At 69.7% G+C, this 12,936-nt stretch carries 9 protein-coding genes and 1 other RNA gene; 5 read left to right on the top strand and 5 right to left on the bottom strand.

Annotated elements, in window-relative coordinates; genetic code table 11:
• Nucleotides 1-140 precede the first annotated feature (140 nt).
• Nucleotides 141-1,280: a magnesium and cobalt transport protein CorA gene (locus ACI79G_RS14950; RefSeq protein WP_456881907.1), complete on the top strand. Its 1,140-nt coding sequence runs from the start codon at nt 141-143 to the stop codon at nt 1,278-1,280.
• A 140-nt stretch (nt 1,281-1,420) separates the two neighbouring features.
• Nucleotides 1,421-1,794, top strand: a transfer-messenger RNA (tmRNA) gene (gene ssrA, locus ACI79G_RS14945).
• Nucleotides 1,795-1,887: 93 nt separating this feature from the next.
• Here the strand turns inward: ssrA and ACI79G_RS14940 are convergent.
• From ACI79G_RS14940 to ACI79G_RS14920, 5 genes are all read right to left on the bottom strand, one after another.
• Nucleotides 1,888-3,732, bottom strand: a complete 1,845-nt coding sequence (locus tag ACI79G_RS14940; protein ID WP_456881906.1) for a hypothetical protein — start codon at nt 3,730-3,732, stop codon at nt 1,888-1,890.
• Complete coding sequence (locus tag ACI79G_RS14935) at nt 3,729-4,757, bottom strand: hypothetical protein (protein WP_456881905.1); 1,029 nt, start codon at nt 4,755-4,757, stop codon at nt 3,729-3,731. Before ACI79G_RS14935 ends, ACI79G_RS14940 begins: the two co-directional genes overlap by 4 nt.
• Nucleotides 4,758-4,857: 100 nt before the next feature.
• Nucleotides 4,858-5,652, bottom strand: coding sequence for a hypothetical protein (locus tag ACI79G_RS14930; protein WP_456881904.1), 795 nt, complete (start codon nt 5,650-5,652; stop codon nt 4,858-4,860).
• Nucleotides 5,653-5,808: 156 nt separating this feature from the next.
• Entirely contained in the window at nt 5,809-6,144 is a 336-nt protein-coding gene (locus ACI79G_RS14925) for a hypothetical protein (protein WP_456881903.1), read from the bottom strand.
• Nucleotides 6,145-6,269: 125 nt separating this feature from the next.
• A complete protein-coding gene (locus ACI79G_RS14920) occupies nt 6,270-6,626 on the bottom strand; it encodes a hypothetical protein (RefSeq protein WP_456881902.1) in 357 nt (118 codons plus the stop codon).
• Nucleotides 6,627-7,061: 435 nt separating this feature from the next.
• Between ACI79G_RS14920 and ACI79G_RS14915 the strand changes: the two genes are divergently transcribed.
• The 3 genes from ACI79G_RS14915 to ACI79G_RS14905 are packed head-to-tail and all read left to right on the top strand — an operon-like array spanning nt 7,062 to nt 12,917.
• The gene (locus ACI79G_RS14915) at nt 7,062-8,648 is read left to right on the top strand and encodes a class I SAM-dependent DNA methyltransferase (protein ID WP_456881901.1); all 1,587 of its coding nucleotides are present in this window, start codon (nt 7,062-7,064) and stop codon (nt 8,646-8,648) included.
• Between the two features lie 52 nt (nt 8,649-8,700).
• The gene (locus ACI79G_RS14910) at nt 8,701-9,813 is read left to right on the top strand and encodes a hypothetical protein (RefSeq protein WP_456881900.1); all 1,113 of its coding nucleotides are present in this window, start codon (nt 8,701-8,703) and stop codon (nt 9,811-9,813) included.
• The gene (locus ACI79G_RS14905) at nt 9,810-12,917 is read left to right on the top strand and encodes a type I restriction endonuclease subunit R (protein WP_456881899.1); all 3,108 of its coding nucleotides are present in this window, start codon (nt 9,810-9,812) and stop codon (nt 12,915-12,917) included. Before ACI79G_RS14910 ends, ACI79G_RS14905 begins: the two co-directional genes overlap by 4 nt.
• The last annotated feature ends 19 nt before the right edge of the window (nt 12,918-12,936 follow it).

Raw genomic sequence — 12,936 nt, 5'->3', positions numbered from 1 at the left:
GCACCGGGGGTCGCACCAGCTGGTGAAGGACCCCGCTGCCCCCGCCGTCCGCGAGCTGGCGGCGGGGTCCTGCAGCGGAGCCGCCAGGGATGCGGACCCCCGACGAGTCCCCCGCTCCAGCGCCTCCCCGGGAGTCCGCCGTGGTCGACCGCCGTCGTGCGTCCCTCACCGCCCTGTCCACCCTGGCCCGCCGGCCGCGCCCCGAACTGACCCTCGCGCCCGCGCCGCAGCCCCCGGCTCCGGTCACGCCGCAGCGGCAGTCGCTGATCGTCGACAACGCCGTCTACTCGTCGGGACGGCGGGTGGCGACGCCGGACAGCGTCGCGGAGAGCCACGAGTGGCTGGTCGAGGACCCCGACCGCCTGGTGTGGCTGGGCCTCTACCGGCCCGAGCCCGGCGAGCTCGGTGAGCTGGCCGAGCAGTACGACCTGCCCGAGCTGGCGGTCGAGGACGCGATCAAGGCCCACCAGCGGCCCAAGTTCGAGCGCTACGGGGACACGCTGTTCGTCGTCCTCAAGGCCGCGCGGTACCTCGACGCGACCGAGGAGGTGGAGTTCGGCGAGCTGCACCTGTTCCTGGGCCGGAACTTCGCCATCACCGTGCGGCACAGCGAGTCCCCGGACCTCTCGCGGGTGCGCCGGCGGCTGGAGAGCGAGCCGGCGCTGCTGGAGAAGGGCAGCGAGGCGGTGCTGTACGCGATCCTCGACGCCGTCGTCGACGGGTACTCGCCGGTGGTCGCGGGGCTGGCCACGGACATCGACGAGATCGAGACCGAGGTCTTCCGCGGCGACCCCGGCGTCTCGCGGCGCATCTACGAGCTCTCGCAGGAGGTGCTGGAGTTCCAGCGCGCCGCGCAGCCGCTCACCGGCATCCTCGACGCGATCGCCGCCGGCTTCGACAAGTACGGCGTCGACGAGGACCTGCGCAGCTACCTGCGCGACGTCGCCGACCACGTCACCTCGGTCACCGAACGGGTGGAGGCCTTCCGGCTGCAGCTGCGCGACATCCTCACCGTGAACGCGACGCTGGTGGCGCAGCGGCAGAACGAGGAGATCCGCGAGCTCACCGAGGCCTCGATCGCGCAGGGCGAGGAGGTCAAGAAGATCTCCGCGTGGGCGGCCATCCTCTTCGCGCCGACGCTGGTCGGGACGGTGTACGGGATGAACTTCGACGACATGCCCGAGCTGCACTGGTCGTTCGGCTACCCCATGGCGCTGCTGGCGATGATCGGGGTGAGCCTGGCGCTGTACGCCGTCTTCAAGCGCCGCGGCTGGATCTGAGGGAGGACCCCCTCGCCCCCCACCGCTGGCAGGCTCGCGGCGGGACCCTGCGAGGGGCCCGGCGGCGGAACTGCAGCGGGCCGGGTGGCGCGGGAACAACCCGTCGGCGGGTGCCGTTACGCTGTCTGCACAACTACACAGGGGGTGAATGGTCTCGACTGCGGTCGGATGACCAGGGGAAGCGAGCCGAGGAAGCCGACGATGAGCTCGTTAACCACGCGTCGGAAACAACACAAGCGCCGACTCCAGTCAGCGCGAGTTCGCCCTCGCTGCCTAAGTAGCGGAGCGACTCTGTCAGCCCGGGTTCGTCATCGGCCCGGATCCTGGCATCAGCTAGATGACTGACCGTGCGTGCCGGTCGCGGGCGCGTGCGGGACACCGAACAGCGACTGGGCCCGTCACATCGACTTGTTCGCGAGATCGATGGGGTCGAGCAGAGACAGAGCGGACTGCGCTCGGAGAAGCCCTGGTGATGCGTCGTAGGACGCGGGTTCGATTCCCGCCACCTCCACCCCGAGGTCTTCGCAGATTTCGCGGAGACTCTTCGCAGAATGACGAACCGCCCCGGACCTGCAGGTCCGGGGCGGTTCGTCGTCTCACGCAGGTGTCAGGCGGCCTCGGGGACCGGCTGCAGGTGGCCGCCGCGGAGGCGGCGCAGGTGCTCGGCGTCGACGGCCTTCGCCTCCTCCTTCGTCAGGTCGCGGAAGCCCCAGTACGGCGGGTCGGGCTGCAGCAGCGGGTGGTCCGCCGGGCCGCGGCCGGTGCGGTCGTGCCAGTTGCGGAGCTGCTCCTCGTTGAACACGCTGGCCTTGACCGCGGCGACGATGGAGGCCATCGCCAGGCCGGGCAGCCGGTTCTGGCCGCGGCGGAGGCGCTGCCGGCTGGCGTTCTTCAGGATGCCGAAGGCGCCCTCGACGAGCGCCCGCCGCTTGAACAGCCGCCGCCACCGGCGGCTGCCGTAGTACTCGCGCTGCATCAGCTTGCGCTGGTGGTTCACGTCGTCCGGGTCCGGCGTGAAGTCCATCGTCTTGCCCGTGCAGCACCGCCGGGTCTGCCAGTCGTCGGGCGGGGTGATGATCGGCAGCTCCAGCTCGGTGGCCGCCTGGACCTGCGCCGTGCCGAGGGCGTGGCAGCCGGCGCGGCCGGCGCGGGCCGGGCAGATCCACTTGCTGGTCAGGTTCTTGCCGAGGCCGCTCTCCTTGCGGTCGAAGGCCCAGTTGCGCTGGAACTCCTCGACGCTGTCGTGGAAGGTGTCCCACTCCTCGGCGGAGGCCCGGTCGGGCGGCAGCGGCCGCTGGTCCATCGGGGCGGCGGCGCAGTGCAGCCAGCCGTGCTGCATCTGCGCACCGTTGATGTCGACGACCTTGTGGTTGTCGCTGCGCATCGCCAGCCCCTGCTCGATGCCCCGCTGGGCCAGCGGCACGGCCCACCGGCCGCCCTTGAGGTTGGTGTAGAGCATGTCCCCGAGGAGCCGGGTGAAGCCGTGCCGGGCGCGGATGCGGTCGATCAGCCCGAGGGACGCGTCGACGACGTCAGCGTTGGCCGGGGTGAGGACGAACCCGTCGATGAGCAGCGGCTCGTCGTCGTTGTCCGCGGTGGGGTCCGGAACGCGGCAGATGGTGTGCTGGTGGAAGCCGAAGCCGACCTCCTTCTCCCCGGTCTTGCTGGTCTTGTAGCCCCAGGCGGCGTCGAGGCAGCGGCCCCGGGCGGAGGCGGGCGCGGGGGCGCTCTGGTCCTCGGGCGCGGTGGCGCCCTCGTCGTCGGTGGCGATGCCGGCGACCTCGAGCCCGTCGGGGTCCTCCGCGTCGGCCACGCCGTCGGCGAGCTTCTTCTCCAGCTCCTTCTTGCGCTTGCCCGGGCCGCGGGTCCAGGCCCACTGGCCGGTGGCGTCGAGGCCCCAGGTGCTGCCGGTCCGCGGGATGGTGGTGACGGCGATCAGCGCGTCGATGATCTGCTCGACGGCGTCCTGGCGGGCCGCGCGCTCAGCGTCGTCGAGGCCCGGGGCAGCGCCGCGGCCGTAGTCGAGCCGCTTCCGCAGGGCGGTGGCGGCGTTGTAGAGGTCGTCGTAGCTGATCTCCTCGACGCCGTCCTCGGTCCAGATGCGCTTGCGGGGCTTGCCGTTCTTGACCAGCGCGGGCGCGTCGGGATCGAACGGCTTGCCGTTGGCGCGATTCTTCGTGGTGGTCGGGCGGAGCACGCCGAGCTCCCACTGCTTGTCCCGGGGCAGCGCCTCGGTGAGCACCTGGTGGATGCTGCTGAGGGTGGTCTCGTGCCCCAGCCGGGTGCACAGGTGCATGCCGATGAGCAGCAGGCGGGTGTTGTCCCGGATGTTGCCGATCCGGCCGCGCTGTCCGGGCTGCCGGGGCGGGCAGGCCAGGCCGAGGACTCCGCTGCTGTCGATGACATGCACCGTGCGGTCGACCAGCGCCGGAGTCAGGTGCTTGGCGCTCACCGGGCACCCCCGCGCAGCGCGTCGGCGGCTGGCGCGGTCAGGCCCTTGTGCTCCAGCCACGGGCCGACGTGGGGCATCAGGTCGACCAGCGTGCGGGCGGACTTCAGCCCGGCCGCTTGCAGGAGCACCCCGACGGGCACGGTGTCAGTCATCAGGTCGGCGAGCCAGGTGGCGCGCAGCCGCGCGGGCTCGATGTGCGGGACGTTGTAGAGGGCGGCGTTCTCCACGGCGCGGGCGGCGGTGTTCCGCCGGTCCGCCTTCTCCCCGATGATCAGTTCGCCGGTGCGCCGGCCGCCCATCGCGGCGCGGAGCAGGTCCTCCATCCCCCTGCGCACCGGCACGGTCCGCGGCCGCGGCTGCTGCACGTGGACCTGCAGACCGTCGGCGCCGAGGTCCTCGACGTGCTCGGTGTACAGGTGGCGGAGGTCGACGCTGTCCAGGCCGGCGCCGGCGCACAGCGCCACCACGACCGACAGGTCGCGGCGCTTGGTCTCGGTGGGCTGCGTGCGGCAGACGCGGGCGATGACGGCCAGCTCCGGCGGCGTGTAGGGCGGCTTGACCGCGCTGTGGCCGATCGGGGCGAGCCGAGCCGGGGTGGTGGGGCCCGGGTTCACGGTGCGGGCGAGGGCGAGCAGGCGCCGCCGCCGCTCGGCCTTGACCGAGTCGCCGGCGCCGGTCATGCCCAGGCGCACGTACTCGTCGATGAAGGCCGTGGTCAGCACCTGCGGCGGCTCGAGGGCGACGCCGCGGCAGATCGCGTAGGCCGCCAGCCCCGCGATGTGAGTGCAGTGCTTCCGGACGCTCTCGGCGCCGGTGAGCGTGCTGGCGGTGATGACGGTGCGGAGGAACGGCCGGATGCTCGCCATCTGCACCGCGGTGTAGCTGGGGCCGGTGTAGTCGTCGATCAGCCGCGTCAGCGCCGGCGGGAGCTGTCGCTGCTGCTCGCGCTCGGCCTGCACGTGCGCCAGCTGGCGGGCCATCGCCGCCTTGCTGGGCTTGCGCCGCCGGGTGGAGTTGCTCGTCAAGGTCGGGCTCCTCGGTCCGGCCGCCCGGCTTCTCCGGGCAGCTCGGGCCGGGACCGTGCGGGGGCCGACCGGTACGGCAATCACCGCCGACCTGCCGTCGTCACGCGCCGCGCAGCACCGCCCGCTGCTGCTCCGACGGCCGCTCCGGCAGGACCGCGACGTGGGTCAGGCCGAGGTCGAGGTCGCGACGGGTCAGCCCCGCTGCGGCGATCAGCACCGCCACCGGCTGCTGGCTCTGCAGCAGCTCGTGGGTGACCGCCGCGGCCAGCACCCGCTGGGTCAGCCCGAGTCCGTGGCGCTCGGCGAACGCCCGCGCCCGTCGCCAGACCGCCGGGTCAGCGGTGCCGGCCTCGGCGTCACCGCGGCGGCCACGTCGAGCAGCGTCCACAGCGGCGACGAACGCCGCCGCGTCCGCGCCGTGGTCCGCCTCGGCGACGGCCACGACCCGGGCGACCTCGCTCACGAGTGACAGCGGGGGCAGGGCGTCGACCCGCTCGCCGTCCCCGCGGCGCTCCCGACGCCAGGGCACGCCGTGGTGCACCGCCTGCAAGCGGCGCAGGATGCCGCGACGGTTCTCGCGGGTCTTGTCCCGAGCACCGGCGCGTGCGAGTGCGAGGTCGAAGTCCAGCAGCGTTGCGTCCGCCAGCGCCTCGTCCAGCGTCAGCTGGCGGTTGCGCTCGATCAGACGGGCGGCGACCGCCCCGAGCACCTGGATGTCCTTCTCCACCCGCGTCCGGGTCAGCGGTCCGGCCATCTTGGCCAGGGCGATGGCATCCGAGGCGAGGACCGCCCACCGGTCGGCGTCCAGACCGGTGGGGGTGTAGTCGGTGAGGAAGCGGTCGAGCTCAGCGGGGTCGTCGAGCCGGGGGCCCCGGCCGTCGGCGGTAGCGGTCATGCCGATACCGGTTCGGCGGAACACTGGGTCGGCAATGAGGTCGATCCGCCGGCTGACGAACGAGCGGCGGCCCGGGGTGACGGGGCTGGCCCCCCTGCGTGCCGGAGTCCGGACATGGAGGTGGCCCCGCCCTTGCGGGCGGGGCCACTGTGGTGGTCAGGACGCCGGGCGGACCTCGACGTCGGGCACCTGCCACTGCCGGCAGATCCGGCAGGAGTCCGGTGCCGGCCGGTCAGCGGTGTGCAACCGGGCGGCGTCGGTGGCCACCCAGTCGCCGTTCGACCGGGCCCAGACGGCGGGGTACTCCCGCCGCAGCCGGTCCTCCACGCGGCCGACGGCCTGCCAGAGTAGGTCCGCGCCGGGCAGGTCGTGGCAGAGGTGCTCGACGGCGGCGTCGGCGAGCGCCTGCCGGCGCGTCAAGAGCTTCCTCAGCTGATAGTCGCGCAGCGGTTCGGGCGCGTTCGCGCTCTGGGGGTGTGAGTTGGGGGTCATCGGCCTCTCCGTGCCGATCGGCGTCCCCGGCACCGGCGGTGCGGGTGACGCGAACGGGCCGAAGCTCGTCCGCGTCACGCCTCAGCGCGCCATCTCAGGACGCAAGCCGGAGCTCACCACACGGTCTATGACCCCTGCAGCCAGCCCAGCACGAGGTTCGCGCCGTGGGCCAACGCGGCCAGCCGCGCCTCCAGCTTCCCCAGCTCACGGGCGCAGTCCATCGCCCGCGCGGAGCTGGCACAGTCGGGGCACGCCCCGGAGGTCTCCTCGAGCCGCGCCAGGAGCAGCTCCGCGGTCGTCCGGAGCACCGCGAGCTGCGCGGGACCGGGACCCCAGCGCAGCGGCAGGGGCAGATGGTCGGCCGGGAGTCCGACCAGGGCCGCGGCCCGGGCGAGCACGGCCCGGTCTGAGGCGCCCGTGACGCGTTCCGCGGACCAGGGCTGGTGACCATCGACGACGGGCGGGAAGGGGAGCACGGACATGACCGGCACCTCCGGTGGTCGGGCGACCCGTTGGGGGCCGCGACGGGTTTTCCGCGCAGCCAGGAGTGCCGGGCGAAAGATGGGCTGCATTCGTTGCAGACCCGATTGACGACGGCGACGACCTAGTGACGGTGCGCTCCGGCGACGCCCGCGGGGCAGCTGCCGACCGCACATTGACAACTCCAGATGGAGCAGAGAGACGCCGGGGCGCCGGCGACCGGCAGCCGTCAGCGAAGGAGGTGTTCCCCGACGGCGCTGTCGCCGCCCCCGCTGATCTCCGAAGCCGCTGACGGCCGGGCACAGGGCACGCGCAGGTCAAGTCGACGCCGAGAGGAGGTGAACCGCTCGTCGGCGTGACCGACCGTGTCCGGCTGTCCACTGTGCGGCTGGGGCCGGGCTACCGTGCCTGTGCTGGAACGACCGAGGGGGTTGCACGTGCCACCGCGCGCGAAGAAGAACGGGTCCGAACCGCTGGGGTTCGAGGACGTGCTGTGGAAGGCAGCCGACAAGCTGCGCGGCTCGATGGACGCCAGCGAGTACAAGCACGTCGTCCTCGGCCTGATCTTCCTCAAGTACGTCGAGGACGCCTTCGAGGAACGGCGCGGCGTGCTGCGCGACGAACTCGCCGCCGACGGCATCACCGGCGAGGCCGCCGAGGAACTCCTGGAGTCCCGTGACGAGTACACCGCTGAGGGGGTGTTCTGGGTCCCGCCGGAGGCGCGGTGGCAGTACCTCAAGGAGCGGGCCAAGCAGCCTGAGATCGGCAAGCTCATCGACAACGCGATGGACTTGATCGAAATCGACAACCCCACGCTGCGCGGGGTACTGCCGAAGACCTACGCCAGACCGAGTCTCGACGTCCGCCGGCTCGGCGAACTCGTTGACCTCATGTCAGGCATCGGGCTGGGCTCCGCTGAGCACCGGGAAAAGGACATCCTCGGCCGGGTCTACGAGTACTTCCTCGGCCGGTTCGCCTCTGCCGAGGGCAAGGGGGGCGGCGAGTTCTATACGCCGCGGTCGGTCGTCAAGCTGCTGGTGGAGATGATCGAGCCACTCTCCGGCCGTGTGTACGACGGGTGCTGTGGATCTGGCGGCATGTTCGTCCAGGCTGAACGATTCGTCGAGGCTCACGGCGGCCGGCGCAACGACATCGCCGTGTACGGCCAGGAGTTGAACGACACGACCTGGCGGCTGGCGAAGATGAACCTGGCCATCCGCGGTATCGAAGCGAACCTCGGCCCACGGTGGGGTGACACGTTTCATGAGGACCTACACCCCGACCTCAAGGCCGACTTCATCCTCGCCAACCCTCCATTTAACGTCTCAGACTGGGGTGGCGACCAACTTCGTGACGATTCGCGTTGGACGCACGGTATCCCACCAGCCAACAACGCGAACTATGCCTGGCTTCAGCACTTTGCCGCCAAGCTGTCTCCTCGCGGAGTAGCGGGCATCGTCCTTGCCAACGGATCACTCTCCACGCAGCAGTCTGGTGAGGGTGAGATTCGTCGGCGACTTGTCGAAGCTGACTTGGTCGAGTGCATCGTCGCCCTTCCTGGGCAACTCTTCTATTCGACCGGAATCCCAGTGTCGCTATGGTTCTTGAACCGCGACAAGACTCCGGGAGGGGCTAGGGCCTGGCGGGATCGTCGGGGCGAAGTCCTGTTCATCGACGCCCGCGAACTCGGCGTAATGGTCGATCGCACCCACCGGGAACTCGGTGAGGGCGACGTCGCGCGCATCGCTGTCACCTACCACGCCTGGCGTGGTGAAGCAGGCGCCGGTGAGTACGTCGATATCCCAGGCTATTGCGCCTCCGCTACTCGCGAGCAGATTGCGGAGCATCGGTACGCCCTTACGCCCGGTCGCTATGTTGGCGCTGAAGAGGCAGAGGTAGACGATGAGCCACTCGACGACAAGATCACTCGTCTGAGAAGTGAGTTGCTCGCGGCTTTCGAAGCGGGCGCTAAGCATGAGAGTGCAGTCCGAGAGGCATTGAAGGGCTTGTACATTGAGGACTAAGACTGCTCCTCTAGGGGACCTGGCGGAACTGACCGTTGGGCATGTCGGATCGATGGCTGATCAGTACGTCGATGCGGGTGTACCATTCCTGCGATCGCAGAATGTGCGACCGTTCCGGTTGAACCTTACGGATGTAAAGTACATCCCTCAATCGTTTCATCAACGGCTCCGCAAGTCCACCCTGCGTCCCGGCGATGTAGTGGTCGTGCGGACCGGTACGCCAGGGGCGGCGGCGGTGGTTCCCCCCTCAATGCCTGAATGCAACTGCGCTGACCTTGTGGTGATCCGCCCTGGACCGGCGCTCGACTCGCGCTATCTGGCCTACTTCATAAATGGTGCCGCTGGCGGATACGTCGCCTCCCGACTTGTGGGCGCTGTGCAACAGCACTTCAATATTGGTGCCGCCCGGGAGTTGGAAGTTCCCTTGCTGTCGATCGAGCAGCAGCGGGCGATAGCGCAGACACTCGGAGTTCTCGATGACAAGATTGAGCACAATGACGCTGTTCGATCACGGTTGCGTGAGCTTGGCTTCGCAGAACTGGCGAGGGCTCAGGATGGTGCGCAGCCGATCGCACTCGGGAGTCTTGTAGCAAGCGTTTCTCGCGGCACCGCGCCAGCCTATAGCGACGAACCGAACAGTGTTCCGGTCCTGAATCAGAAATGCGTTCGAGGCGGTTGGGTAGACGAAAGCTCGGCACGGTTCGCGGAGTCGCGCCAAGTTCGGCGTGAAAAAAAGGTGGAGCGCGGAGATGTGCTCATCAACTCAGGAGGGGTGGGCACCCTCGGCCGTGCTGCTCGGTGGTTGGCTGAAGAACCTATCCGTGCCGATGGACTTCTGAGTATTGTGAAGCCAGATGTCGCTCAGGTGCATCCGGCCGTCCTGGGCTATCTGCTTATCGGAGCCCAGTCTCGCATTGAACAGTTGGCTGAAGGAAGCACTGGGCAGACGCACCTCCCGAAGGAGCAGTTGCTGCGGCTTGAGCTTTCGGTGCCTGCGCAACAATGGGCGCTCGGTGAGGCCCTCGAAGCCTTCGATTCTCTAGCGGAGACCTTGCGCAGCGAGAATCGTGTGCTGGCTGCCGTGAGAGATGCCCTGCTGTGGCCCCTACTGTCGGGCCAGTTGCGAGTCCGTGATGCCGAGGCGCTGGCCGGGGAGGCGGTATGAGGGCGTTCGTCGCTGAGTCCGGCGTCGAAGAGATTTGCCTCGAGTACTTCGCCGACCTGGGATGGCAGGTGCTTCATGGGCCCGACATCGCGCCGGGCGAGCCGAGCGCGGAGCGGTCGTCCTACCGAGACGTGCTACTCGAAGGCCGTCTGCGAGACGCAGTCACCCGCCTGAATCAGCACCTAGCTGCGGACGAGGTCTCCGAGGTTGTGGGAGCGGTGCGCCGGGCGGAGAGCGCAGACCTGCTCGCCGAGAACTGGCGGCTGCACCGGCTCATCACCAACGGCGTTCCGGTCGAGCGGCGGGTGGCGGATGGAGGCACCCGGCACGACGTCGCCCGGCTCATCGACTTCGACGACCCGGCGCGAAACGACTTCATTGTCGTGAACCAGGTCAGCGTGGAGCAGGACAACCGAACGCGGCGGCCGGACGTGCTTGCCTTCGTGAACGGCCTGCCTCTGGGGATGATCGAGCTGAAGGTGCCCGGGCAAGAGGGGGCGACGCTACGCGGGGCGTGGAACCAGTTGCGCACCTACGCCGAGCAGATCCCGGCCTTGCTCGCCTACACCGCCATCAGCGTCATCTCCACCGGCACTCAGGCTCGACTGGGCGCCCTGGGTGGGCAGTTCGAGCATTACGCGCCGTGGAAGACCATCGACGGTCACGGGCTCGCGCCAGCTGGCTTGCCGGAGCTAGAGGTCCTCGTCCGGGGCGTGTTCACCCCGGCCGTGTTTCTGGACCTGGTGCGCAACTTTGTCGTCTTCACCGACGAGCGGATCGGCCTGGTGAAGCGGGTCGCGAAGTACCACCAGTTCCACGCGGTCAACAAGGCCGTCGCGGAGACCGTCGCCGCGGTCTCCCGCGGAGACGGCCGCGCCGGCGTCGTCTGGCACACCCAGGGCTCCGGCAAGAGCTTGGAAATGCTGTTCTACGTCGGCAAGGTGCTCCGGCACCCGGCGATGGCCAACCCCACCGCGGTGCTGCTCACCGACCGCAACGACCTCGACGACCAGCTGTTCGACGAGGTGTTCGCCCCGGCCCGCACCCTGCCGGAGACGCCAGTGCAGGCCACCAGCCGGGAACACCTGCGCAGCCTGCTGGCGGCGAAGGCCTCCGGGGGCATCGTGTTCTCCACGATGCAGAAGTTCGGGCTGACGAAGGAGGACCGCGAGGCCGGCCGCACCTTCCCGGTGCTTTCCGACCGGCGCAACATCATCGTCATCGCCGACGAGGCGCACCGCACCCAGTACGACCTGATCGACGGGCTGGCCCGCAACCTGCGCGACGCCCTGCCCAACGCGTCGTTCATCGGCTTCACCGGCACCCCGATCGAGGCCGCCGACCGCAACACCCGCGCCATCTTCGGCGAGTACATCGACGTCTACGACCTCACCCAAGCCGTCGAGGACGGGGCCACCGTCAAGGTGTTCTACGAGGCGCGGCTGGCGAAGGTCGAGCTGCCCGACGAGGCCCGTCACACGCTGGACACCGGCTTCGAGGACGTCACCGAGTCCGCCGAGACCGACACCCGGGAGAAGTTGAAGACCCGCTGGGCCCGGGTCGAAGCCGTCGTTGGCGCTTCGAAGCGGGTCAAGGAGGTGGCCGCCGACATCGTCGCCCACTGGGAGGCCCGCCGTGGCGTGCTCGCCGGCAAGGCGATGGTCGTCTGCATGTCCCGGCGCATCTGCGTCGAGCTCTACGACGCCATCGTCGCGCTGCGGCCGGACTGGCACAGCGACGACGACGCGAAGGGCAGGGTCAAGGTCGTCATCACCGGCTCGGCCGCCGACGGGCCCGAACTCGCCCGGCACGTCCGCAGCAAGCAGGCGGTGAATGAGTTGAAGGCTCGAGCGAAAAACCCCGACGACCCGCTGGAGCTGGTGATCGTCCGGGACATGTGGCTGACCGGCTTCGACTCCCCGGCGATGCACACCATGTACGTCGACAAGCCGATGCGCGGTGCCGGGCTGATGCAGGCCATCGCCCGGGTCAACCGCACCTTCCGCGACAAGCCCGGCGGCCTGGTCGTCGACTACATCGGCATCGCCGAGTCCCTGCAGGCGGCGCTGGCCGACTACACGGACCGCGACCGTGCCCGGCAGGAGGTCGGCGCCCCGGTCGACGAGGCGCTGGCCCTGCTGGAGGAGAAGGTCGAGGTCCTCGGCGAGCTGCTCTACGGCTGCCCCTGGCGCGAGGCGCTGGCCTCCGGGTCCGACCGGGCGAAGGTCGAGGCGATCATGGCCGCCCTCGAGCACCTGCTCGGCGCGTCCGAGATGGACCTGCCCGACCGGTTCCTCCACCACGCCCGAGTCGCCGCGCAAGCGTTCACCCTGGCCGTCTCCTCGCCGGAGGCGCTGCGGTTCCGCGACGACCTGGCCTTCTTCCAGGCCGTCGCGGTCGAGCTGCGCCGGGCCCGCACGGACGGCACCCCGGGTGTCGCCGACGACGTGGAGATGGAGACCGCCATCCGCCAGGTCGTCTCCGACGCGGTCACCACCGGCGGGGTGATCGACATCTACGCCGCGGCCGGCATCGACAAGCCCGACATCAGCATCATCGACGACGAGTTCGCCCGCCGACTGTCGACCAAGCCGCACCCGAACCTGCAGATCGAACTGCTCAAGCGGCTGCTCAACAGCGAGCTGAAGACCGTCGCCAAGCGCAACCTGATCACGGAGCGCAAGTTCTCCGAGATGCTGGAACGGGCGATGCGCTCCTACACCAACCGCAGCCTCGATGCGGCCGAGGTCATCGCCGAACTGGTCGGACTCGCCAAGCAGATGCGCGCGGAGCATGAGCGCGGCGAGAAGCTGGGGCTGCGCGAGGACGAGCTCGCCTTCTACGACGCGGTGTGCCAGAACGACTCCGCGGTGCTGGAGCTCGGCGACGACACCCTCAAGGCGATCGCGCACGAGCTGGTCGGCATCGTCCGCCGCAACGCCACCGTCGACTGGGACAAGAAGGAGCAGGTGCGGGCGTCCCTGCGCCGGCACATTCGCCGGCTGCTGATGAAATACCGCTACCCGCCGGACAAGCAGGAGGGCGCCGTCTTGATGGTTATGCAGCAGGCCGAGCTGTTCGCCAGGGAGGTAGTCGCCGCGTGAGCGCGACCCCTTCACGTGA

The sequence above is a fragment of the Geodermatophilus sp. SYSU D00779 genome, from assembly GCF_054050595.1.
Note: the sequence above shows the minus strand (reverse complement) of the source record. Positions and strands in the feature narration are given on the sequence as shown.